Below are 23,270 nucleotides of genomic sequence, written 5' to 3'. Positions count from 1 at the left end.
CGCAATAACAAGTTAGTAAGTCGCGTTAATAGATTTCTCACACTACTAATTTTAGGAGTGATGCCATAAGCTTATGATTCACAATATTTTTACATCTTTATCTTCCGGATGGCTGCAAGATGATCTAGCGATCTCTCACACCTAATGTGAGAGATCTCTTACAAACCCAACCTGCGAAATCTGCCACTCAGGTACTAACCGGTTGTAAATCATTAAGAAATGTCTGAATGCTCGTGGCCAGTACCTGACGCTTTTTACTACCAGGCTGTTCAAGAATAACTTCACCTGAAAGGTTACACAGAGCAATCACATCCTGCTCCGATTCAGTAGTAGCAATAAATAATGTTGGACTCTGTTTTAAGCGGCGCTTCATCACCAGATGGCCAATCAGATTCTCCTGCAAGCGGGTAAAGTCTGATTCGCTCCACACCTGTAACAAAGTAACCGGCTGCTGTTGAAAGGTCGCGGTCATATCACCGGCAAATTGCGAGGTGTAAAAGGCATTGATATCAGAGTGCAGCTGAATTTCCAGCGCTCGCTCGACGGCTTCCAGGGTCGCTGGCAAGGTAAACGGCTGTGGTTGCCACAGAACACGATCATCCAGCGTGCTGACAACACAGGGGGATGGCACACCCAGCAGATCCTCACTGGCGGGCAGATGTCCTGCCTGCTGCTGCCAATGTTGCACATAACGGGCGGTAAACTCACGCAGGGCATCTGCGGTTTGCTGCATCATTCATCTTCTCGCTTGTGATCGGTTACACTTAGCCACTTTGATGGAATTTAGTGGTAACCGATATGTCTTCTGAAAACCGCGATCAGGCGTTAAGCGGCCTGACGTTAGGTAAGCCCACGGCTTATGTTGATCACTACGATAACACGCTGCTGCAATCGGTGCCGCGCAGCCTGAATCGTGAACCGCTTGGGCTTTACCCAGATAACCTGCCGTTTCAGGGCGCAGATATCTGGACGCTGTACGAACTCTCCTGGCTAAACAGCAAAGGCGTGCCGCAAGTGGCGGTGGGCGAAGTGGTGCTGCGCGCGGACAGCGAAAACCTGATCGAGTCCAAGAGCTTTAAGCTCTATCTTAACAGTTTTAACCAGACGCGTTTCGCTGACTGGGGCGAAGTGCGACAGACACTCGAGCGTGATCTACGCGCCTGCGCCAATGGCGAGGTCAGCGTGGCGCTGTTCCGTCTGGGCGAAGTGGAAGGCCAGCCGATCGGCCATTTCAACGGCGATGTCATCGACGAACAGGATATCGAGATCCACGACTATGCTTTCAATGCCGATTATTTAGCGCAGGCTGCGGGCAGTGAAGTGGTTGAAGAAACGCTGGTGAGCCATTTGCTGAAATCCAACTGTCTGATCACTCATCAGCCCGATTGGGGTTCAGTGATGATTCGCTATAAAGGCCCGCGTATCGATCGCGAAGCCCTGCTGCGTTATCTGATCTCCTTCCGCCAGCACAATGAATTCCACGAACAGTGCGTTGAGCGTATTTTCAACGACATCCAACGCTTTTGCCAACCAGAGTCCCTGACCGTCTATGCACGCTATACGCGCCGTGGTGGGCTGGATATCAACCCGTGGCGCAGCAACGTTCCCTTCTCTCCAGGATTTTCCCGTCTGGTACGTCAGTAACAGATTGCGAGACGCCTCGCAGGCCGCAGCACGGATGCGCGGTTCCACTTGAGCATTCACTGCGGACAACGTTACTCTGTCAAAGGCGCTAAGGTTTAGACCTGCGTCCCGAAGGATTTTCGTCACTGCGTTCAGCAGGTTAAGCGCAGCGTCACCCGTCACGCATTTGCGTGTAAAGGAGTTCTCTTGATTACACATATCAGCCCGCTTGGCTCAATGGATCTGCTCTCCCAGTTGGAAGTCGACATGCTGAAGCAAACGGCCAGCAGCGACCTTTACCAGCTTTTTCGCAACTGCTCATTAGCGGTGCTCAACTCCGGCAGCCAGACCGACAGTAGTCAGGAACTGCTCTCCCGCTTTGAAAGCTTTGATATCAACGTGCTGCGCCGTGAGCGTGGCGTAAAGCTCGAACTGATTAATCCGCCTGAAGAAGCCTTTGTAGATGGCCGTATCATCCGCTCATTGCAGGCCAACCTGTTTGCCGTGCTGCGCGATATCCTGTTTGTGAATGGCCAGCTTGAGCGCAGCGATCAGCAGAACGCTGATGATTCCGCGCACATTACCAATCAGGTGTTCTCAATCCTGCGTAACGCGCGTGCGCTGCACATCGGCGAATATCCCAACACCGTGGTGTGCTGGGGTGGCCACTCGATTAACGCCGTGGAATATCAGTATTGCCGTAATGTCGGCACGCAAATGGGCCTGCGCGAGCTTAACATCTGTACTGGCTGCGGGCCTGGCGTAATGGAAGCGCCGATGAAAGGTGCAGCGGTGGGCCATGCTCAGCAGCGCTATCATGACAGCCGTTTCATTGGTCTGACTGAGCCGTCCATCATCGCGGCTGAGCCACCTAATCCGCTGGTGAATGAACTGATCATCATGCCGGATATCGAAAAACGCCTCGAAGCCTTTGTACGCATCGCCCATGGTATTGTGATTTTCCCTGGCGGCGTCGGCACGGCAGAAGAGTTGCTGTATTTGCTGGGCATTCTGATGAATCCGCACAACAGCGATCAGGTATTGCCGCTGATTCTGACCGGACCCAAAGAGAGTGCCGACTACTTCCGCGTACTGGATGATTTCATCGTCAACACGCTGGGCGAAACTGCACGTAAGCACTACAAAATCATCATTGATGATGCGGCTGAAGTGGCGCGTCTGATGAAGAAAGCGATGCCGCAGGTGAAAGAGTATCGTCGTGAAACTGGCGATGCCTACAGCTTTAACTGGTCGATTCGTATCGCGCCAGAGTTGCAGGTTCCCTTCCTGCCCACGCACGAAAATATGGCCAATCTGAAACTGTTCCCCAACCAGCCTGCGGAGAAACTGGCGGCAGATTTGCGTCGCGCCTTCTCTGGTATCGTTGCTGGAAACGTCAAGGAAGTGGGTATCCGCGAAATTCGTGAGAAAGGCCCCTACCAGCTTCAGGGTGACGCGGACATCATGCATCGCATGGATGAGCTACTGCAGGGCTTCGTCGCACAACAGCGTATGAAGCTGCCGGGCAGCGCCTACATCCCCTGCTACGAAATCATTAAATAACCCACCAGGAAGGCAGCCTGCGGGCTGCCGCTATCACTATGTCGTTTCATCTTCTGATTATTGATGCGCTGAACCTGATCCGCCGTTTGCATGCCGTTCAAGGCACACCCTGCCGCGAAGCCTGCGTCGCCGCGCTGCATCAGCTATTAGGCCACACGCAACCGACGCACGTCGTGGCGGTATTCGATAGCCACGATCGTCACCCTGGCTGGCGACATCAGCTACTGCCCGATTACAAAGCGGGCCGCCCACCAATGCCGGATGATTTGCAAATGGAGATGCCCGTTATCCAGCAGGCCTTTGAGGCTATCGGCGTGCCTTGCTGGGTCGCTGATTTGGATGAAGCCGACGATCTTGCCGCCACGCTGGCAGTGAAAATGGCCGATGCCGGACATCAGGCGACGATCGTCTCCACCGACAAAGGCTATTGCCAGTTGCTGGCACCCAATATCCGCATCCGCGATTATTTCCAGAAACGCTGGCTGGACGTGCCCTTTATTGAGCATGAATTTGGCGTCACGCCCGCACAATTACCCGATTACTGGGGGCTGTGCGGCATTAGCAGCAGCAAAATCCCCGGTGTTACCGGCATCGGCCCCAAAAGCGCCCGCGATTTACTCACGCAGTTCGGCACCCTGGAAGCCCTGTATCAGCAGTTCGACCAGGTCCCGGAAAAGTGGCAAAAGAAACTGCGCGATCACCAGCAGATAGCTGAGATTTGCCGCCAGGTCTCAACGTTAAAACGCGATTTGGTCCTGCAGGGGAATTTAAATACGTTGCGGTATAAGCCGTGAATGGCAGGTGCAGCACCCTCTGCCACATAAACACGCGAATATCTTGATAGGTGGTAGGTGCAAAAAATTGTTCTGCTATGAGTATAACTCGAGAGATCCTGCGAAATAATTTGTGCTACAGCAAGGCGGCAAGCGCGAGAGTCCCCGGGAGCATACGTCAGTATGTGACCGGGGCGAACAAGCGCAGCCAACGCTGCTGTAGTGCAAAGTATGAAGCAGGATCGGCAAGTGCGTGAGTCCCCGGGACCATACGTCAGTATGTGACCGGGGCGAACAAGCGCAGCCAACGCTGCTGTAGTGCAAAGTATGAAGCAGGATCGGCAAGTGCGTGAGTCCCCGGGACCATACATCAGTATGTGACCGGGGCGAGCAAGCGCAGCCAACGCGGCTGTAGTGCAAAGTATGAAGCAGGATTAGCGTTCGTCGCGACGGCCGCCCACAGCCGCCCAAAGCCGGCGCACATGCACGGTAATCTCTTCCCGGTCGTGATACAGCTGGCGTGCCTGGATCTGGGCATTGATGCCCTTTTCTTTCAACGCCTCATCGATCATAGCCAGATTTTGCGTCACTTCTTCATAACGCTTTTTCATTGGCAGTTTGAGGTTGAAGATCGCCTCACGGCACCAGCCGTTAACCAGCCACTCCGTCATCAAACTGGCCACACGCACCGGTTTTTCCACCATGTCACACACCAGCCAGCTGATGTTACTGCGCGACGGGCGGTATTTGAAACCGTCTTCACGACAGTGCGTGACTTGCCCGGTATCCATCAGGCTTGGCGCCATCGGACCGTTATCTACGGCGAACACCCACATGCTGCGCTTGACCAGCTGATAGGTCCAGCCGCCAGGGCAGGCTCCCAGATCCACGGCATACATGCCGCTGCCCAAACGTTCATCCCACTCATCAGCCGGGATGAAGACGTGAAACGCCTCTTCCAGCTTCAGCGTTGAACGGCTTGGCGCATCCGACGGGAACTTGAGGCGCGGGATACCCATATAGAACGGTGAGTTGTTCTCTGGCAACGAATAACCAACATAGCAGGTACCGGGTGCAATAAAGAACACATGCACCACCGGACGTTTCGGTGATTCGTAGTTGAGCAGAATTTTGCTCTCACGCAGGCTGGCACGCAGCGGCACGGTTAACTTACGGCAGAACTTGGTCAGTTCTTTCGCTTCATTGGTATCCGGCACTTCAACACGCAGCTCACCGCCCTTCTCCACCACACCGGTTAACATGCCGACAATCGGGGTAATACGATCTTCTGGCGGCAAGTCGCGCAGCAGTTCACCCACCACCAGCATCTGACGTGCAAAGATCAGCTCGGCAAACGGCAGCGTTTGAATCAGCTTTTCAGCATCTTCCTGCTGATAGCACTCATAAAGCACGTAGCCGGAATCATCTTTAACGCGCGCAAAACCGTAAACCTCACGCTCTGCGGCTTTGGCACTGATTTCTGCCGCGCACTCTTTCTCGAAGCCAGGACGGCAATAGAGCAAAACTTTATTCATGGCGATCCGCCTTTCGTTTAAGACGCAATGCGCCAATCAACATCAAGAACCAGCCAATCAGGAAGAACAATCCTCCTACTGGCGTAACAAAAACCCAAAACTTTAAGTGCGACAGCGCTAAGCAATATAGGCTGCCACTGAACAACACGGTGCCGAGCGCCAGCGCGGCGCTGCTCCAGTAAAACCAGATATTGGCGCGACGCAGCATCGCCGCACCCAGACCAATCACCGCCAATGTGTGATAGGCCTGATATTCCAGACCGGTATGGATCCACGCCATTTCGGCCGGGCCGAGCGATTTGCTCAGCACATGTGCTCCAAAAGCACCAAATGCCACCAGCAGGAATCCGCTAATGGCGGCAAACACAAACATGGCACGACTGGACATTCTTTCTTCCTCAAGATGAAACTGTACATCACTGTGCAGCATTCAACGCATTAGTGATCGTAGCGAAAGCGGAATTTTTCTTGTTCAGCTGCGGCTTTTTCCAGGATCCACTGACGAAAGGCGGCTATTTTACCCAGTTCTGCCTGGCTGTCATGACAAACCAGATAAAAAGCGTTTTTACTGACTAACACGTCATTAAATGGACAGACCAGCCGTCCGGCTTCAATTTCACTCTGCGCCATCACATTATTGGCCAGCGCCACGCCCTGTCCGTGAATCGCCGCCTGCAGCACCATCGCGCTGTGGCTGAAAATCGGCCCCTGCTGCACATTTATGTGCTGCAATCCTAACTGACGAATATAGGATTGCCAGTCGCGGCGCGAAGCATCATGCAGCAGCGTAAAGTGCGCAAGATCGGCTGGTGTCTTGAGCGGATTGTCGCCAGTCAGGCACATTGGCGAGCAGACCGGCAGCAAATATTCGGCGTACAGTTTCTCAACGCGCAAACCTGGCCAGTTGCCGCGACCATAGAAAATCGCCACGTCGACATCATCGGCCAGTTTCTCTTCATCACGGTCGACCGCCTGGATGCGCACATCAATGCCCGGATAAGCCATATTAAAGCTGGATAGACGTGGCACCAGCCACTGAATGGCAAAACTGGGCAGCAGGCTGACGGTTAAAGCACCCTTCGCGCTGCGCGCCTGGAGTTTACGCGTTGCATCATTGATAGCAGAGAAGATCTCTTTGATATCCAGATAGTAGCTTTGACCTTCTTCTGTCAGTAAAAGCGAACGATTCCTCCGTCGAAATAGCTTAAGACCGAGGAAATCTTCCAGAGATTTAATCTGGTGGCTAACAGCTGCCTGGGTGACAAACAGCTCTTCAGCGGCTTTAGTAAAGCTTAAATGGCGGGCTGCAGCATCGAAGACGCGTAAAGCATTAAGCGGTGGAAGGCGTTTTGACATGGTTTTCCATCTGCGGATTCACAAGGTAACAGTCCAACTTATACAAGGTCGTTACGTATTAGTTATTTTAATCCGAGACATTATAATTTGTCCGTTGAGGAAGCTCCAGCAAATACCTATAGTTGCCGCACTTCCTGAGCCGGAACGAAAAGATTTCTGGAAACGTGCGAGAGATCGCAGACTTTTGGAGAGCTTTTGGCTTGTGGTCGTGATGTTGTGTTTGCATTTTGATCTGACGATTGCAGATCAAGCTTTTAATTCCTGTAGATTTACCCTGTCTGTCCAAGTGATTTTAAGTAGCACCGCAAATTGCGGTGCTTTTTTTTGCTTGCTGCTTACTGACCCATCTCAACCATCTCTTTCACATCCGTACGATTGATCTGCTGCTCGTTGCCATTGGCATCTTTATAGCTGATCATACCGGTTTCATCGTCAACTTTCGGTTTCCCGTCCGCTACAATGGTGCGACCATCATTGGTATGCATGACATAATTGCTGGAACAAGCAGCCAGGGTAAAGGCCATGGTACAGACGGCCAGCACTGCGGCGAGTTTTTTCATCTTCTATCTCCTTGCAGATTGATTGCATTAAACCACCCGCAACGCTGACCAGAGGCAGCAAAAAGTGAAATCGACTGGTTAAGGTCGATTCGTTATGCGGGTTTCGGTTCAAACCTTGCAATAATTAGCATAACGCGCTTTTCCAGCTTTGCCAGCCAACCGGCCGGGTTTCAGCCTGGTCCTAAAATTGAATACAGTGGGTTTCGTATGACCATCTTCTCCCCAACTGCCTTCCGTGCGCAGTTTCCTGCGTTAAGCGATGCGGGCGTATATCTCGATAGCGCAGCCACTACGCTGAAGCCTCAGGCGGTGATTGATGCTACGGCGCAGTTTTACAGCTTGAGTGCAGGAACCGTGCATCGCAGCCAGTTCAAAGCGGCACGCGCGCTGACGGAGCAGTATGAGCAGGCGCGTGGCCGGGTTGCTGGATGGCTTCATGCCGGCGATGACCGTCAGATTGTCTGGACGCGTGGAACCACAGAAGCCATCAATCTGGTGGCTAACAGCTGGCTGGCTCCTCGCCTACAACCCGGCGATGAAATCGTGGTGAGCGAAGCCGAGCATCACGCCAATCTGGTGCCGTGGTTGATGGTGGCGAAAGCCGCAGGTGCGAAAGTAGTGAAATGGCCGATTGGCGCGGATCGTCTGCCCGATATGCGTTTACTGCCTGATTTACTCAACGCACGCACTAAGTTGCTCGCAATTGGGCAGATGTCGAATGTCACCGGTGGCTGTCCGGATCTGGCGCAGGCGATTGCACTGGCACACCATGTTGGCGCAAAGGTAATGGTAGATGGCGCACAAGGTGTGGTGCATGCGCCTCCCAATGTTCAGGCGCTGGATATCGACTTTTACGCCTTCTCCGCACACAAGCTGTATGGCCCGATGGGCATCGGCGCGCTGTATGGTAAAGCCGAGCTGCTGGAAGAGATGGATGCGTGGCAAGGCGGCGGCAAGATGTTATCGCACGTCGACTTTGATGGCTACACGCAGCAGGCAGTGCCGTGGCGATTTGAAGCCGGCACGCCTAATGTTGCGGGCGTGGTGGGCCTGGGCGCCGCGCTGGAGTGGCTATCGCATCATCACGCAGAAAAAGCCGAGATGTGGAGCCAGCAACTGGCCAGCCTGGCCGAAGAGCAATTAAGCGAAATTCCTGGCTTCCGCAGTTTTCGTTGTGGCAATGCCAGTCTGCTGGCGTTTGATATCGCGGGTATTCACCACAGCGATATTGTCACGCTGCTGGCAGAACAAGACATCGCACTGCGCGCCGGACAGCATTGTGCCCAGCCATTAATGGCGGCACTGGGTGTCAGCGGCACCTTGCGTGTGTCGTTCGCCCCCTATAATAATTTGCAGGACGTGGATGCGCTGGTGCGCGCCATGCATCATGCCGTAGACCTGTTGAGTGAATAACCCTATGACCACCCTGATCGGCCCGCATCCGTTTGGCGATGTGATTACTGAAGCCAGCCTGACCGAAAAATTTACTCATTTTCATCAGTGGGAGGATCGTTATCGCCAGCTGATCCAACTCAGCCGCCAGCTGCCTGCTCTGGAAGATGAGGTGAAGACGGCAGAGATCGAGCTGAGCGGTTGCGAGAATCGTGTCTGGCTGAGCAGCCAGCTGCTGCCAAATGGCACGCTGCACTTTTACGGTGACAGCGAAGGCCGCATCGTGCGCGGTTTGCTGGCAGTGCTGCTGACGGCGGTGGAAAGCAAAACGCCAGCCGATCTGTTAGCACAAGATCCGCTGGCGTTGTTTGATACCTTAGGCCTGCGTGCGCAGCTTAGCGCCTCACGCAGCAGTGGCTTAAAAGCGTTGGCAGATGCAGTGCAACGTGCGGCACAGGCGCATCAAGCAGCCTGACGCGCCGCGCGTGCGAGGAATTTCTTCAATGCATGCGACACCGCGATAAAACCAAAGGTGGCGGTCACCATGGTGGCCGCCCCGAAGCCCGCCGCACAATCCATACGTTTCGGGCCTTCAGCGGTGCTTTTGGACGTACAAACACTGCCATCCAGCTGCGGATACACCAGCGCCTCGGTGGAAAACACGCAATCAATCCCTAACTTGCCTTTGCTGTTCTTGATGACACCAAAATCACTCTTCAGGCGCTCACGCAGTTTTGCCGCCAGCGGATCCTGAATAGTTTTGGCTAAATCGCTGACCTGAATCTGCGTCGGATCGATTTGCCCGCCCGCGCCGCCGGTGGTGATCAGCGGGATCTTGTTACGACGACACCACGCAATCAGCGACGCTTTAGGACGCACACTGTCAATCGCATCAATCACGTAATCAAAACCGGCTGACAGCATTTCAGCGGTGTTATCCGGCGTGATGAAATCATCAATGCAGATCACTTCGCACTCCGGATTGATAGCGCGAATACGCTCCGCCATCACCTCGGTTTTCGCCTGTCCCACTTTGCCTTGCAGGGCATGGATCTGGCGATTGGTATTGGTAATACAGACGTCGTCCATATCGATCAGCGTGATTTTGCCAATCCCGGTGCGCGCTAACGCTTCAGCGGACCACGAACCGACGCCGCCAATACCAATCACACAAAAATGGGCGTCGGCAAAACGTTGCAGTGCCTCTTCCCCATACAGACGTGCCGTACCGCCAAAACGTTGCCGCCAGGCATCGCTGACTACTTTCATATCAAACCTTTTGATGCGGTGCGCATAAATGCGCACCCTACAGAAACAGTGATGGACGTATTGGATCGCGATGACTGGCGACCCATGGCAAATCAGCTGAATCATCCGGCTGATTTACCGCAGGGAAGAATATCAATTCGCCCCGATAATCAGTGAACCATTATTGCCATTTTGCGGATTACTGAACAGCGGCTGCCCAGCACCCGGCGCGGCTTTCAGCACCCAAACACGGCCATAGTGGTTATAGAATCCGGCCAGGTGCGCGGCATCGGGCCCCACACCTTGATAGATGTCGAAGTGCTGGCCTTTAATCGCGCCGCCAACATCCAGCGCTACCATCAGGCGCATCTCATACTTGCCGTTAAATTTGCCCTTCTCGTTCAACTGTGGCACTTCGGCTAACAGCGCCGTGCCTGCGGGAATCAATGAACGATCGGATGCGACAGACGCCTTGGCAATCAAAGGCACCGCGCTGGCACCGCGCACCGGCACATACTCTTCCGGCTTAAAGAACACGAAGGATTGGTTGGTCTCCAGTACATTACGTACCTGCTCCGGCGAATGCTCCTGCGCCCACTGACGGATCGCCTGCATCGACATATCTTCGCGCTTCACTTCGCCACGATCGATCAGTTCTTTACCAATACTGTGGTAGGCCCAGCCATTCTTGCCGCCGTAACCAAAGAAGCGCATCGGGCGGCCGTCACCGAAATCAACGTAGCCGCTGCCCTGCACGTCCATCATAAAGTTGTCGATCAACGAGTTGCTCCAGGCAATCACGTAACGATCGTCGAGTCCGCCACTATATATAGAAGCACGGCTCGGCAGTTTCTGACCGCGCGTGCGCGGCGGCATGCGGTAAATCGGATACTGGAACTCGCCCTGGCGGGTATAGCGAGCTTCCACCACGGGTGTGTAATAGCCGGTAAACTGCACGTTACCGTAATTATCGGTGCCTTCCATCTGATAAGCGTTAAGGCCGAACTGACTCAGCTGACGAGTATCGGCACCGGAGAGTAGCCAGTTCTGGATGGCGCTGTAAGTCCCGGTGTTGCGGCTATACAATCCGGATGAAGCACCCTGAATCTGTTGCACCTGCACGCCAAAATCGCGGCCGTTAACGGGACGCCCTTTAGCATTCGGTTCATTGACCAGCCCGAGCGGTTGCTCAAGCTTGCCATCTATATATTGCTGACCTCGGTCAGTCGGTTTCGAACTACAACCCGCTAACAGCGCGAGAAACGCGCCAGTAAGTGCATACTTCGCCCAATATCCTTTCATCACTTTCTCTTTTTCTCGGTTGTTTGCACCGCGACGATAGCAAAGGGGCAGAGAGAATGAAATCCGCCTCGGGCTACCGCGCTCACATCTGTACAATTAATCGCCCAATGGCACTATTATTCACCAACTGGCTGTAAATTTAAGGCTTTAACACAAAAAGGGGTTGCATCGCAGCGCGTCCAGAGTATAGTGCGCATCCACGGACGCGGGGTGGAGCAGCCTGGTAGCTCGTCGGGCTCATAACCCGAAGGTCGTCGGTTCGAATCCGGCCCCCGCAACCAATTCTTCTTAAGTGAAGAGACAATTTGAAAGTCGTGTAACGCGTCAGACGGACGCGGGGTGGAGCAGCCTGGTAGCTCGTCGGGCTCATAACCCGAAGGTCGTCGGTTCGAATCCGGCCCCCGCAACCAATTGTCTTAAGAAGAATACAATGTGAAAAGTCGCTTAATGCGGCAGACGGACGCGGGGTGGAGCAGCCTGGTAGCTCGTCGGGCTCATAACCCGAAGGTCGTCGGTTCGAATCCGGCCCCCGCAACCAATTACAGATAAGCACCTTAACGGGTGTTTTTTTGTTTTTTGCCTCCAGTAAAATAAAGCGGCACTGTGGCCGCCCTCCTCTTAGCGACGCGCCAGCACCGCACCTTTATCGAAATACGCTTTAATCCCATGCAGAATCGCCTCAGCCACCTGATGCTGATAACGCGGCGTGCGCAGCTTACGCTCCTCCTCCACATTACTGATAAACGCCGTTTCCACCAGAATCGATGGAATATCCGGGGCTTTTAGCACCGCAAAACCCGCCTGGTCCACCGTACGTTTATGCAGGTGATTGATGTGGCCCATGCGCGATAACACTTCTTTGCCAAATTTCAGGCTGTCGCTGATGGTCTGCCGCTGCACCATGTCGAACATGGTGTGATCCAGATAGCGGTCGCCACTCATGCTGACGCCTCCAATCAAATCCGATTCGTTCTGAGTCTGCGCCAGGAAGCGAGCTGCGGTTGAGGTTGCGCCGCTGGTCGAGAGCGCAAACACCGACGAACCGCGCGCCGCACGGCTGGTAAAGGCATCGGCGTGAATCGAGACAAACAGATCGGCACGCTGCTTACGCGCTTTTGCCACCCGCACGCGCAGCGGGATAAACACATCCTCGTTGCGCGTCATATAGGCTTTCATGTTGCGCTCTTTGTCGATCAGCGCCTTCAGGTAGCGGCCAATCTTCAACACGATGTCCTTCTCTCGCGTCTTATATTTACCGTGTGCACCGGGATCTTCGCCGCCGTGACCAGGATCGATCATGATGATAATCGGGCGATCGCGCCCCGCTTTGCCCGGTAAAGGGGCTTGCGCCGGTTGATCGCGCTCCAGGTCGCCCTGGTTGTAATCGTTCAGTAACGCCAGTAGCGGATCCTCTTCCCGCGAGGGCTGGCTCGGATAGAGATCGACCACTAAGCGATGTTTGATGCCCGCCACGGGTGCCAGTGTGAAGATCTTCGGCGCGACGTTGCGCTTCAGTTCCAGTACCACGCGCACCGTATTGGCATCAAACTGGCCAACACGCGCAGTTTTAATAAAGGGATCGTCAACGCGTACCTGCTTATCCACCCCTTTCAGGACCGGATTGATATGCAGGTTCTCAATATCGATCACCAGGCGGTCGGGGTTGCTCAGGGCGAACTGTTTATATTTGAGGGGAACATTCGACTCCAGCGTTACGCGGGAGTAAGTCGATGAGGGCCAGATGCGCACCGCCACAATATGCTGGCTGGCTGCCAGTCCGGTTCGCGTTACGCTCAGGAGGACTAACGCACCCGCACCCTGTAATAATCGTCGTCGTGTAAAAGCTTCGGACATGCCGCTCCAACTGCTGTGTAATGTCTAAAATATCGTCAATCGACGAGTGGAAGGCGAAAACTTTGCTTAGCAAGCCGTATCGTGTTTTGCCAGAAAAACCAGATAATGCAGGCTGTTAGCGAGGGTTGCATCAGGAAAATCGTAAAGTAACGTCAGGCCCGGCGCTTGCAATAGCGGCCAAAAGAGCATAAAAATACACAAATTACGAATAAACATTCACAGAGGGTTTGCCGTGAAGGAACGTAGTACTGAACTGGTTCAGGGTTTTCGCCATACCGTTCCCTATATAAATGCCCACCGTGACAAGACCTTTGTCATCATGCTGGGCGGTGAAGCCATCGAGCATGAGAACTTCTCCAGCATCGTTAATGACATCGGATTGTTGCATAGTCTTGGCATTCGCCTGGTGGTTGTTTACGGCGCCCGTCCGCAGATCGATGCCAGCATGGCCCAGCAACAGCTGGAACCGATTTACCATAAACATACGCGCGTTACCGATGCCCAATCACTGGAACTGGTGAAGCAGGCCGCCGGCCGTTTGCAGCTGGATATCACCGCACGTCTGTCGATGAGCCTGAATAACACCCCGCTGCAGGGCGCGCACATCAACGTGGTGAGCGGCAACTTTATTATTGCCCAACCGCTGGGCGTCGACGATGGTGTGGACTACTGCCACAGCGGCCGTATTCGTCGCATAGATGAAGAAGCGATCCATCGTCAGCTGGATAATGATGCCATTGTGCTGCTCGGCCCGGTCGCGGTGTCAGTGACCGGTGAAAGTTTTAACCTGACGTCAGAAGAAGTGGCCACGCAGTTGGCGATCAAGCTGAAAGCCGAGAAAATGATTGGCTTCTGCTCCGAACAAGGTGTCACCAACCGCGAAGGCACCATTATCTCTGAGCTGTTCCCCAACGAAGCGCAGACGCGTATCGATGAGATGGAAAACGACGGCGATTTCCTGTCGGGCACCGTGCGTTTCCTGCGTGGTGCGGTGAAAGCCTGCCGCAGCGGCGTGCGTCGTAGCCACCTGATTAGCTATCAGGAAGATGGCGCGCTGATTCAGGAGCTGTTCTCGCGTGACGGTATTGGTACCCAGATCGTGATGGAGTCCGCTGAGCAGATTCGTCGCGCCACCATCAACGATATTGGCGGCATTCTCGAACTGATTCGCCCGCTGGAGCAGCAAGGCATTCTGGTGCGTCGTTCACGTGAGCAGCTGGAAATGGAGATCGACAAATTCACCATTATTCAGCGTGATAGCCTGACCATCGCCTGTGCAGCCCTCTATCCTTTCCCGGATGAGCAGATTGGGGAAATGGCCTGCGTGGCGGTGCATCCTGACTACCGCAGTTCCTCACGCGGCGAGTTGCTGCTGGAGCGCGTGGCGCTGCAGGCACGCCAAATGGGGCTGAAGAAGCTGTTCGTACTGACCACCCGCAGCATTCACTGGTTCCAGGAACGTGGCTTTACGCCGGTGGATATTGAGTCACTGCCGGAGAGTAAGAAGCAGATGTATAACTATCAGCGCCGTTCTAAAGTGCTGATGGCGGATTTGCGCTAACGGCGGTGAATGCGGCAGAAGAGCAGCGAATGTCAGGCCGCGCTAAATGGCCTGGAATTGCCCAACGTATTTGACTGATAACGTTGTTAGGATGCGCATCCACGCGCATCCAATAAAACATCTGCATTGACCTGAGGTCGGTTTCTTTACCGACCTCAACTCTCGCTCAGAATGACTTCCCCGCCCAACCGATCCAGCAATCCACTGCGGCGCTGCGTGCGTAATTGCACCGCACGGCGAAAAACGCCTTCATCGCTGTACAGGGTTAATTGTTTTCGCGCTCGCGTAATGGCGGTGTAAATCAGTTCGCGGGTAAGCACCGGTAAAAACTGTGCCGGCATCACCAGCGCCGTATGATCGAACTCCGATCCCTGCGATTTATGCACCGTCATCGCCCATGCCGTATCATGCGCCGGTAGCCGGCTCGGCTGTACGGCTTTGATGCTGCCATCTGGCAACGGGAAGAAAACTTTCAGCAGCCCTTCGTCATCAAACAAAGTAATGCCGATATCGCCGTTAAATAGCCCGAGCGCGCTGTCATTGCGTGTCACCATCACCGGGCGGCCCTGATACCAGCGGCTGCCGCCCTGCGGACGACGTATCAGCTGCAGCTGCATCAGTTTTTGCTCAATACGCTGATTTAATCCCTGCACGCCGAACGGCCCTTCGCGCAATGCACACAGCAACTGATAACGCCCAAAGGCAGCAAGGATCTCTGCAGGCTGTGCACGCTGGTTCACCAGCCGTAGAAACGGACGATAGCCTTCTGCGATCTCAGTCAGCATTGCCTGATACGCCTCGCCATCATTGAGTGGCTGGCGAGAAATATCACTAAAGCCCGCGTTAAATGCCGCCTCGACTGCCTTTGGCTCGCCTGCATTGACCGCAGCCGCCAGCTTGCCGATGCCCGAGTTTGCATCGAAGCGGTAACTCTTGCGCAGTAAGCAAATGGCATCGCGCACGGCAGGCGCGCTGGCATCATCATGGCCTTTAACCTGGCAACCGGTTAATGCACTCAACTGTGCTGCACGCGCGACGCTGTATCCCGCTTCTGCGCAGCGACAAATATCGCCCAGTACCGCACCGGCTTCTACTGAGGCCAGTTGATCGCGGTCACCGAGAAAAATCACGCGCGCCTGAGGCGGCAATGCGGCGATCAGGTTGGCCATCATGCCGAGATCGACCATTGAGGCTTCATCCACCACCAGCACATCCAGGTGCAGTAAGTTACCGGCGTGGTAGCGCAGGCGCTGGGTTTCTGGCTGTGCACCGAGCAAACGGTGCAGCGTGGTGGCCTCCGCCGGGAAACGCTGGCGTTCAGTGTCGCTGACCGGCAGTTTTTGTAGCGCCTTGCCGAGCGATTCGGTTAAACGCGCCGCCGCTTTGCCGGTCGGTGCTGCCAGCTGAATGCGCAGCGTGCCATGACTCAGGCGAATCAAGGCCGCCAATAGTTTTGCCACCGTGGTGGTTTTCCCGGTGCCTGGACCGCCGGAAATGACTGCTGTTTTCTGCGTTAGCGCCACCGCCGCCGCGATTTTTTGCCAGTTATCCGGTTCAGTACCAAATAGGTTATCCAGCACTTCGCGCACTGTTTCACTGGCAAATTGCTGAGTTGCAGACTGCGCCTGAAAGAAATGTGCCACCTGCCCTTCATTGTGCCAGAGACGATGCAGATAAAGACGCCCATCGCTAAGAACTATCGGTGCTACCTTCTCGCTGCTGTTGCTGTTGCTGTTAATCAGAGCAGGCCAGCCAGCCATCACGTGCATCCAGTCCTGCGGTTCACCCGCCGCCAGCCAGATAGCCTGCGCCAGTTCAGGATAGCGGCCATTGAATAACCCTTCACGGCTCAGCTGTGACAGCGGTAAACAGACGTGCCCTTCACCCGCTTCCGCGCTGAGAAAAGCAGCTGCAAGGAGGCGCGCAGGCTGCGTGTCATCCGCCAGCAACAGGGCGAACTGAACATCCAATGAGCGCAGCAAACGCAGCTCAACCGCCTGTTGTAGTAGCGCTGTAATGCCACTCATGCCGAGGCTCCCTGCCCGCGAAACAGGCTATCCAGTTGTGAAACAAATTCCAGAGTGGGCCGTGTGTGGAACACACCGTTGGCCGGTGAAGTGCCATCCATGCCACGCAGGAACAGATAAAACACGCCACCGAAGTGCTGCTCGTAATCATAATCTGTCAGGCGATGTTGCAGATAGCGATGCAGCGCCAGGGTGTAGAGCTGATATTGCAGATCATAGCGGTGGTCGATCATCGCCTGTTTCATCGCCGCTGGCGTATAAGCTTCGTGGCTGTCACCGAGCCAGTTGGATTTATAATCCAGCAGGTAATATTTGCCCTGCCAGCGGAACACCAAATCGATAAAGCCTTTTAGCATGCCCTGCACCTGACGGAAATCGAGCGGCGGCGCATCGGACGATAAAGCATCCTGACGGATCAGCGCATCCAGAGCATTGGCGGTCAGCAAGCCGTCAATCGGCAAATAGAAGCCCATCTCCACCAGTCGATCGCTGGCCTGCACTTTACCCAGCTGTATCCCCTGATCGTTGAGCGGCGTGCTCACCACGCGTGCAATCCAATCCGTCAGCATCGGCTGCCAGTGCAACGGATAGCCATTCTGCTGCAGATGTTGCTCCAGCAATGCCCCCGTGGGGGGCTGAGGGAAATCGAGAGATTCGAACAGTTCATGCAGAAACGTTCCCGGCGCGGCACCGCGCGGGAAATGGTGCGGCGTGAGTGCGGCTTCAGCGAACTCTTCCTGCTGTTCTTCGCCCGCAGCTTCCAGGTCAAAACTCGGCATCACATCCAGCAGCCGCTGGCTGCCGTGTTGCTGCAAACCGGAGTAGCTGGTGACACGCCAGGGCTCGACCAGCGTGCGGCTCACGGTGCGGGCAGCCAGCGCGTCATGAGGCGCATCAGGCGCTTGCCAGCGTTCGGCATCCAGATCCTGTACGCGCATCACTTCGGTACCCGCAACAGTGACCTGATTGAGCAAAGCCGCCAGCTGTTCCGCTGTCGCCGGTTCCCCGCGCTGCAGAAGATGGCCCAGAGCGCTTTTATGCAGATCGCTCTCGCCCTCTTTTTTGCGCGTGCCGCGAAACAGCGGTGCCACACCTACGCTGCAGTGATACACCGAACGAGTGAGCGCCACGTACAGCAGGCGTAAATCTTCGGCTAAACGCTCCTGCTCGGCCATCGCCAGACTCGCGTCATCGGCCTGCAGATCCAGCACCGCCTCAAAGTTGTCACGATCGTGATACAGCGCCGTATCCGCCTCGCGGAATCCGGCAGCGAACGGCAGCCATACCAGTGGATATTGCAGCCCTTTGGACTTGTGGATGGTGACGATTTGCACCAAATGGCGATCGCTTTCCAGACGCAACTGTTGGCTGGACGACTGACTATCCGGGCTGGCAATCTGCTGCGCCAGATAGCGCACCAGCGCGTGCGGGCTGTCGAGCTGCGCCGCCGCTTCCTGCATCAGTTCACCCAGATGCAGCAAATCGGTCAGGCGGCGTTCCCCATTTTCTGAGGCGAGCAGGTTTTCCGCCAGTTGGCGTTCCTGAATCAGCTGGCGCAGCATCGGTAATACACCTCGCTGCTGCCACAATAATTGCCAGCGGGCAAAGGTGTCTACCAGCTCATCCCAGCCGCGTGCATCCTGATCCAGAGCATCCAGCTGTGCCGCATCAAAGGCAAACAGCGAGGTAGCCAGCGCCGTACGCAGCATGCGCTCCTGCTCAGGTGCCAGTACCGCTTGCAATAACCACAGCAACTCGCGCGCTTCTGGCGTGGTGTAGACGCTGTCGCGGTTCGATAAATAAACCGAGGGAATGCCAAGCTGGTTAAGTGCTTCACGGATCAGATTGGCTTCGTTACGGCTACGCACCAGCACCGTGATATCCGATGCCTGCACCGGGCGTTGCGCGGCCGCTCTACCCAGCAGCGCACGCTGTTGCTGACCCGCCTGTAACCAGTGGCTGATATCAGCGGCACACTGTCGCGCTAACGCCTGCTGATAATCGCCGACGCTGCACCCGTCGCCCGGCAGCAGCCAGAAACGTAATGCCGCCTGCTCCTGCTGATCGAGGGTGAGAGACAACGTCTGATTCGGCTCAGCGAAGTGCACCGGCAAGAAAGGGATGGCATCAAAGACAAAAGGTGCATCGAGCCGACTAAACAGCTGATTGACACTCTCCACCATCGCTGGCGAAGAGCGCCAGTTGGTATCGAGGGTGTAATGCGCACTCACTTCATTGCGCGCGCGGATATAGGTAAAAATGTCAGCGCCACGAAAGGCGTAGATCGCCTGCTTGGGATCGCCAATCAACAGCAATGCATGGTCAGGCTGATTGCCGTAGAGCGTGCGGAAAATTCGGTATTGCTGCGGATCGGTATCCTGGAACTCATCGATTAACGCCACCGGGAAACGCTGACGAATCGCCTGCGCCAGCATTTCCCCTGCAGGCTGCTGCAGGGCATCGTCCAGTCGGCTCAGGAGATCATCAAAACCCAGCAGCGCCTGCTGGCGTTTCTCTTTACGCACGGCAGCACGAACGTCCACCAGCGCGCGCGCAATCACCAAATCGCGCAGTGAAATCGGCTGAGCCAGGAACGAGTCAATGGCCGCAAACAGGGCATGGTGCGGAGGATTCCCTTTTTTGGTTTTCTCTTCCAGCACCTGTTGACCAAAACGCGCCAGCTCTGCGGGAACCTGATAATCCTGAGTTTCACTCTGTGCCCAAAGACTGACCTTATTCACCCACACCGGGAGGTTTTTACTGCTGTAGCTACGTTTGTCCACGTCGGACTGACCTACCAGCGTCAGCACCTCTTCACCCACTGCGCACCATTCGGCTTTGATCGCGTTGATACGCGCCAGGTTTTCGTTGTGGCGCGTCGTCAGTGTTTCGTCGTCAGCGGGCGGCAAACGCAGGTTGGGGGATTCACCCTGCAGCCACGGCCGCAGGGTGGCCAGCAACTGCTCTGGTCCACTCCACTCGCTGACAATCACGCGGGCGATGTCCAGCGAGAGGGGATAACAGTGACGACGCCAAAAATCAGCGGTCGCCTGACGCAGCAACTGATGTTCATCTTCAATCAGTTGCTGTTCAAATAGCATGCCTGATTCAAAGGCGTTGAGATTGAGCATGCGCTGACAGAAGCCGTGGATGGTAAAGATCGCCGCTTCATCCATCTGTCGCTCTGCCGCCAGCAGCAGCGATGCCGCCTCACCAGGATGCGGCATCTCCTGTAGCAATTGCTTCAGCATGGGATTGCGGCTGGTGCCGCGAATGCAGGCCAGCCGCAGCTCATGAATATTGGCGCGGATACGTCCGCGCAGCTCTGCGGTGGCTGCCTCGGTAAAGGTCACCACCAGAATTTCTTCGACTGAAAGTGGCCGGGTATAAGCATGTTGCCCGCCCAGCCCCAATAACAGCCGCAGATAAAGCAGACCAATGGTGAAGGTTTTGCCGGTTCCGGCAGACGCCTCAATCAGCCGCTCTCCACGCAACGGCAACGTGAGCGGATTGAGCGGTTCTGGCGGCTGGATCAGACTCATTGCGCGTCGCTCTTAACCGACAGGGATTGCTGTAGCTTCTCCACCTGATCCCAGGTCGTGAAGCCAGGCAGAGGCGCGTAATCATCTTTGGTAGCGCCATCGTGGCTGCCGCCAATCTGGGAAATCATCGCCATCCCCTGCTGTTCCAGCACCGCTTTATGGAAGAAATCGGCCAGCCCCTGCGGCGTGAGTTTCTGAATCTGCTCGATGGCCTTTTCACGGGTATCGAATGCAAAATTCTGTCGGTTGAAGTCACGGCTATAGCGATTCGCTTCTTCATCCAGGGTTTGCGGGCGCTGTTTTAAATCGTTGATCAGCGCCTGCTGATACTGGGCAAAATCTTCCGGCTTCATGTCACGCAGGCGTTGCTCAGCCTGCGGATAGAACGCCTCAAAGCGCTGCATCAGATACGCCGGCTGCTTGCTGTTACTTTGCAGCAGGAAACCAATTCCCCACTGGCGGCCAATCGGCATCTGATACGAGAACACCGCATAGCCCAGCTGTTCCTGGGTGCGCAGTTGGTTATAAAACCAGGGTTGGACGATCTGGCTCAACATGGTGCTGTTGGCCATGCTTTGATACTCGTCGTAACCCAGTGGCACGTACAGCGCTGCCAGTGCAGAATCGGTGCTGCTTCCTGCAGTTTGCAGGTTGGCCTTCATGGCTTTATCGATTACCACGTAATCGCTATGCCAGTAACTGTGACCATCGCTGTGCAACTGCTGCTGCAAATCTGTGCTCAGCTGTTTAACGCGATCGGCAGAGAGGTTGCCCACCACCATCATTTCCGGCGTGGCATTGCGCAATAGCGCATCACGGTAATCCGTCACGTCTTTCAGCGTCAGGTCTTTCACCAACTTACGACGTGTTTCACGCTGGGTGTATGGCAGTTGCGATAACATCTGCATCGGCTGAATTGCCTGCTCAAAAGCTTTGCCCTTCTCGGCCGCTTCCAGTCGATCCAGATACCAGGATTTTGCCTGTTCCAGTTGCTGTGCATCCGGTTGGAAGCTGGCATAGCCCTCAACCAGTTTTTTCAGCAGTTCCGGCAGACGCTGGGTAAAACCACTGGCGCTGAACACGATGCCGTCATCCTCACCGGTGGAGAAACTGATGCCGCCCACCGATGCCTGCGAGTTCAACTCATCCAGCGCCACGCTGGAGAGATAATCATTCAGACCAAACAGCACCTGCTGACGCGCATCATTGATGGCTGCTTTATTACGCAGCGCCAGGGTGATGGCGGCTTTAGGTTCGCTGGCGTAGAACTGGCTCGGCATCCAGTAAATGCGCATGCTGTCGCCACCGGTCAGCTCCACCGGATGCGTATAGGTTTTACCATCACCCGGGATAATGGAGAAATCGGAAGGGATATACGGATTCAGCGTCGGCATTGACAGGTGAATCTGTGTGCCTCGCTGCTGCCAGTCACTGAACTGCGCATCACTGATCTTATCAACCTGGTAAGGCGCATTCACAAAGTAGGCTTCTTTGTTGTGCGGCTCATTCGGGCTGATATACCAGATGCGGGCATTTTGCGGCGTCATCTCATCCAGACGAGATTTGATCGCCGCGGGATCGAAGTTATCCGCGAGGTACGGTGCATCCAATGTGTGATCCACCGGCACGCGCAGCATGGTATCCACTAACCATTCAATGTAATCCATGTCGCGGGTGATCGACGGATAGCGGAAATCCAGCGCCAGCACATGCGAAACCTCATCGAAATAGCCCTTATCGATGCCTTTATTACGCAGCATATCGAGATAGCTAAAGATCGCCGCCACCACTTCATCACGCTGAGCCAAACCTTTGTCAGTTAGCGAGACCGTGATGGCAAACACGCCGCTGTTGCGGTCCGTCATTGGGTCGGCACCGGCATTCACGCCATCGGCCAGCCCCTGCTTTTGCAGCCAGTCATTAAGGGTATTTTTACTGCGGTTGCCCAGGATGTAGCTGATTAACGTGTCGGTTTTGCTGCGGAACTGGTCGCTGTTGTTGGCGATGCGGAATTCAACTTTAAGCTGTTTACGCGGCTGGGCCGGTACGTAGTGAATGATGATGCCTTTTTGTGCATCGGTCACCACCGGCACTTCAATTTTCGGCACCATAGCCTGATGGTTAGCCACTCGTCCAAAAGTCTGGACCGCAATGTCGGCCATTTCCGGCAGCGATTTGTTGCTGTAAATCACCGCTTTCATCAGATTGGCGGAGTAGTGGCTGTGATAAAAATCGGTCAGCGCCTGATGCAGATTGCTGTCGGGCTTATCGCGCAGCGTATCGAGGTTGCCGCCCGAGTAGCGGGAAGCCGGATGCGCGGGATTCAGGGTCTCAGCCCCGACCTGCGCCATACGCAGCCCATCACGCGAACGCGCCATGGTCAGTTCGGCATTAACCGCATGACGTTCACGATCGGCATTGACCGGATCGAGTAAAGGCTCAGCAATGGCATCGGCCAGGCGATCCACCGCCGGTTGCAGCGCATCATTCTCCACTTCCAGATAGAAAGCGGTGCGATAAGACGCGGTGCTGGCATTGTGACTGCCACCGTGCTTTTTCAGAAACTCGGCCAGGTTATCCGGCTGCGGATAACGTTTTGAGCCCATCAACACCATATGTTCGGTGTAGTGTGCCAGCCCAAGCTGTTGATTGGGATCGTCCAGTGAGCCAATGGGCAACGTCAGTGCGGCCAGTGATTTCGGTGCTTCCTTATCAGACACCAATAACACCGTCATACCGTTGTTAAGCGTGATGGCCTGATAACTGCGCGGATCGTGATCGCTTTTTCGAATCGTTTCATTAATGGGCTGCCAGCCGCGATCGCTATCGGCAAAGGCATTCAGCGCCAGCATGCTCAGCAGCAGCGCTCCCATCCAGCGTGCGTAAATCCGCATTTAAACCCCTTTCTTTACCCTTTACCGCTGGCTGTGTGCC

General features: G+C 55.1%; 17 protein-coding genes and 3 tRNA genes. 9 read left to right on the top strand and 11 right to left on the bottom strand.

All coding sequences use genetic code 11. The annotated features are described in order from the left end of the window. Positions 1-187: 187 nt before the first annotated feature. Entirely contained in the window at positions 188-736 is a 549-nt protein-coding gene (gene syd, locus LBW88_RS17760; protein ID WP_224933409.1) for a SecY-interacting protein, read from the bottom strand. A gap of 62 nt (positions 737-798) precedes the next feature. Between syd and queF the strand changes: the two genes are divergently transcribed. The 3 genes from queF to xni all read left to right on the top strand — a co-directional run bounded on the left by queF (position 799) and on the right by xni (position 3,980). After that, positions 799-1,644, top strand: coding sequence for an NADPH-dependent 7-cyano-7-deazaguanine reductase QueF (gene queF, locus LBW88_RS17755; RefSeq protein WP_224933410.1), 846 nt, complete (start codon positions 799-801; stop codon positions 1,642-1,644). Between the two features lie 186 nt (positions 1,645-1,830). Further along, entirely contained in the window at positions 1,831-3,186 is a 1,356-nt protein-coding gene (gene ppnN, locus LBW88_RS17750; protein WP_224933411.1) for a nucleotide 5'-monophosphate nucleosidase PpnN, read from the top strand. 38 nt (positions 3,187-3,224) lie between these two features. Continuing rightward, positions 3,225-3,980 carry a flap endonuclease Xni gene (gene xni / locus LBW88_RS17745; protein ID WP_224933412.1) on the top strand — a complete coding sequence of 252 codons (756 nt, stop codon included), beginning with the start codon at positions 3,225-3,227 and terminating at the stop codon, positions 3,978-3,980. Positions 3,981-4,393: 413 nt separating this feature from the next. Here xni and rlmM read toward each other — a convergent pair whose 3' ends face one another. The 4 genes from rlmM to LBW88_RS17725 all read right to left on the bottom strand — a co-directional run bounded on the left by rlmM (position 4,394) and on the right by LBW88_RS17725 (position 7,410). Then, on the bottom strand, positions 4,394-5,494 hold the full coding sequence (rlmM, locus tag LBW88_RS17740; protein ID WP_224933413.1) for a 23S rRNA (cytidine(2498)-2'-O)-methyltransferase RlmM: 1,101 nt from the start codon (positions 5,492-5,494) through the stop codon (positions 4,394-4,396). Continuing rightward, positions 5,487-5,882: a DUF423 domain-containing protein gene (locus LBW88_RS17735; protein ID WP_034823080.1), complete on the bottom strand. Its 396-nt coding sequence runs from the start codon at positions 5,880-5,882 to the stop codon at positions 5,487-5,489. Before LBW88_RS17735 ends, rlmM begins: the two co-directional genes overlap by 8 nt. 50 nt (positions 5,883-5,932) lie before the next feature. Continuing rightward, positions 5,933-6,850: a transcriptional regulator GcvA gene (locus LBW88_RS17730; protein ID WP_224933414.1), complete on the bottom strand. Its 918-nt coding sequence runs from the start codon at positions 6,848-6,850 to the stop codon at positions 5,933-5,935. Positions 6,851-7,185: 335 nt separating this feature from the next. Then, entirely contained in the window at positions 7,186-7,410 is a 225-nt protein-coding gene (locus LBW88_RS17725; RefSeq protein ID WP_034823084.1) for a YgdI/YgdR family lipoprotein, read from the bottom strand. Between the two features lie 207 nt (positions 7,411-7,617). Here LBW88_RS17725 and csdA point away from each other — a divergent pair, with 207 nt between their 5' ends. Beyond that, a complete protein-coding gene (gene csdA / locus LBW88_RS17720; RefSeq protein ID WP_224933415.1) occupies positions 7,618-8,823 on the top strand; it encodes a cysteine desulfurase CsdA in 1,206 nt (401 codons plus the stop codon). Positions 8,824-8,827: 4 nt separating this feature from the next. After that, a complete protein-coding gene (gene csdE / locus LBW88_RS17715; protein ID WP_224933416.1) occupies positions 8,828-9,277 on the top strand; it encodes a cysteine desulfurase sulfur acceptor subunit CsdE in 450 nt (149 codons plus the stop codon). Here the strand turns inward: csdE and tcdA are convergent. Next, complete coding sequence (tcdA, locus tag LBW88_RS17710; protein ID WP_224933417.1) at positions 9,265-10,071, bottom strand: tRNA cyclic N6-threonylcarbamoyladenosine(37) synthase TcdA; 807 nt, start codon at positions 10,069-10,071, stop codon at positions 9,265-9,267. The genes csdE and tcdA overlap by 13 nt on opposite strands. A gap of 132 nt (positions 10,072-10,203) precedes the next feature. Then, positions 10,204-11,352, bottom strand: coding sequence for a murein transglycosylase A (mltA, locus tag LBW88_RS17705; RefSeq protein ID WP_224933418.1), 1,149 nt, complete (start codon positions 11,350-11,352; stop codon positions 10,204-10,206). Positions 11,353-11,556: 204 nt separating this feature from the next. Between mltA and LBW88_RS17700 the strand changes: the two genes are divergently transcribed. The 3 genes from LBW88_RS17700 to LBW88_RS17690 all read left to right on the top strand — a co-directional run bounded on the left by LBW88_RS17700 (position 11,557) and on the right by LBW88_RS17690 (position 11,890). Next, a tRNA-Met gene (locus LBW88_RS17700) sits at positions 11,557-11,633 on the top strand. A gap of 52 nt (positions 11,634-11,685) precedes the next feature. Next, positions 11,686-11,762: transfer RNA gene (locus LBW88_RS17695), tRNA-Met, on the top strand. 51 nt (positions 11,763-11,813) lie between these two features. Then, positions 11,814-11,890 (top strand) — tRNA-Met (locus tag LBW88_RS17690). 80 nt (positions 11,891-11,970) lie between these two features. On the opposite strand, the gene amiC is transcribed toward LBW88_RS17690, so the two are convergent. Then, the gene (amiC, locus tag LBW88_RS17685; protein WP_224933419.1) at positions 11,971-13,206 is read right to left on the bottom strand and encodes an N-acetylmuramoyl-L-alanine amidase AmiC; all 1,236 of its coding nucleotides are present in this window, start codon (positions 13,204-13,206) and stop codon (positions 11,971-11,973) included. Between the two features lie 232 nt (positions 13,207-13,438). Between amiC and argA the strand changes: the two genes are divergently transcribed. After that, on the top strand, positions 13,439-14,767 hold the full coding sequence (gene argA, locus LBW88_RS17680; RefSeq protein WP_224933420.1) for an amino-acid N-acetyltransferase: 1,329 nt from the start codon (positions 13,439-13,441) through the stop codon (positions 14,765-14,767). A 155-nt stretch (positions 14,768-14,922) separates the two neighbouring features. On the opposite strand, the gene recD is transcribed toward argA, so the two are convergent. The 3 genes from recD to ptrA are packed head-to-tail and all read right to left on the bottom strand — an operon-like array spanning position 14,923 to position 23,230. After that, complete coding sequence (gene recD / locus LBW88_RS17675) at positions 14,923-16,794, bottom strand: exodeoxyribonuclease V subunit alpha (protein ID WP_224933421.1); 1,872 nt, start codon at positions 16,792-16,794, stop codon at positions 14,923-14,925. Beyond that, positions 16,791-20,336: an exodeoxyribonuclease V subunit beta gene (gene recB, locus LBW88_RS17670; protein WP_224933422.1), complete on the bottom strand. Its 3,546-nt coding sequence runs from the start codon at positions 20,334-20,336 to the stop codon at positions 16,791-16,793. Before recB ends, recD begins: the two co-directional genes overlap by 4 nt. Continuing rightward, positions 20,333-23,230 carry a pitrilysin gene (ptrA, locus tag LBW88_RS17665; RefSeq protein WP_224933423.1) on the bottom strand — a complete coding sequence of 966 codons (2,898 nt, stop codon included), beginning with the start codon at positions 23,228-23,230 and terminating at the stop codon, positions 20,333-20,335. Before ptrA ends, recB begins: the two co-directional genes overlap by 4 nt. Positions 23,231-23,270: the final 40 nt, after the last annotated feature.

Source organism: Pantoea sp. alder81, from assembly GCF_020179835.1.
Lineage (GTDB): Bacteria > Pseudomonadota > Gammaproteobacteria > Enterobacterales > Enterobacteriaceae > Pantoea.
This window is presented reverse-complemented; position numbering and strand designations above follow the sequence as displayed.

Excerpts from the sequence above, each read along its gene's own strand:
- syd (WP_224933409.1), bottom strand. The coding sequence starts at position 736 with ATGATGCAGCAAACCGCAGATGCCCTGCGTGAGTTTACCGCCCGTTAT.
- queF (WP_224933410.1), top strand. The coding sequence starts at position 799 with ATGTCTTCTGAAAACCGCGATCAGGCGTTAAGCGGCCTGACGTTAGGT.
- xni (WP_224933412.1), top strand. The coding sequence starts at position 3,225 with ATGTCGTTTCATCTTCTGATTATTGATGCGCTGAACCTGATCCGCCGT.
- rlmM (WP_224933413.1), bottom strand. The coding sequence starts at position 5,494 with ATGAATAAAGTTTTGCTCTATTGCCGTCCTGGCTTCGAGAAAGAGTGC.
- LBW88_RS17735 (WP_034823080.1), bottom strand. The coding sequence starts at position 5,882 with ATGTCCAGTCGTGCCATGTTTGTGTTTGCCGCCATTAGCGGATTCCTG.
- LBW88_RS17730 (WP_224933414.1), bottom strand. The coding sequence starts at position 6,850 with ATGTCAAAACGCCTTCCACCGCTTAATGCTTTACGCGTCTTCGATGCT.
- LBW88_RS17725 (WP_034823084.1), bottom strand. The coding sequence starts at position 7,410 with ATGAAAAAACTCGCCGCAGTGCTGGCCGTCTGTACCATGGCCTTTACC.
- csdA (WP_224933415.1), top strand. The coding sequence starts at position 7,618 with ATGACCATCTTCTCCCCAACTGCCTTCCGTGCGCAGTTTCCTGCGTTA.
- csdE (WP_224933416.1), top strand. The coding sequence starts at position 8,828 with ATGACCACCCTGATCGGCCCGCATCCGTTTGGCGATGTGATTACTGAA.
- tcdA (WP_224933417.1), bottom strand. The coding sequence starts at position 10,071 with ATGAAAGTAGTCAGCGATGCCTGGCGGCAACGTTTTGGCGGTACGGCA.
- mltA (WP_224933418.1), bottom strand. The coding sequence starts at position 11,352 with ATGAAAGGATATTGGGCGAAGTATGCACTTACTGGCGCGTTTCTCGCG.
- amiC (WP_224933419.1), bottom strand. The coding sequence starts at position 13,206 with ATGTCCGAAGCTTTTACACGACGACGATTATTACAGGGTGCGGGTGCG.
- recD (WP_224933421.1), bottom strand. The coding sequence starts at position 16,794 with ATGAGTGGCATTACAGCGCTACTACAACAGGCGGTTGAGCTGCGTTTG.
- recB (WP_224933422.1), bottom strand. The coding sequence starts at position 20,336 with ATGAGTCTGATCCAGCCGCCAGAACCGCTCAATCCGCTCACGTTGCCG.
- ptrA (WP_224933423.1), bottom strand. The coding sequence starts at position 23,230 with ATGCGGATTTACGCACGCTGGATGGGAGCGCTGCTGCTGAGCATGCTG.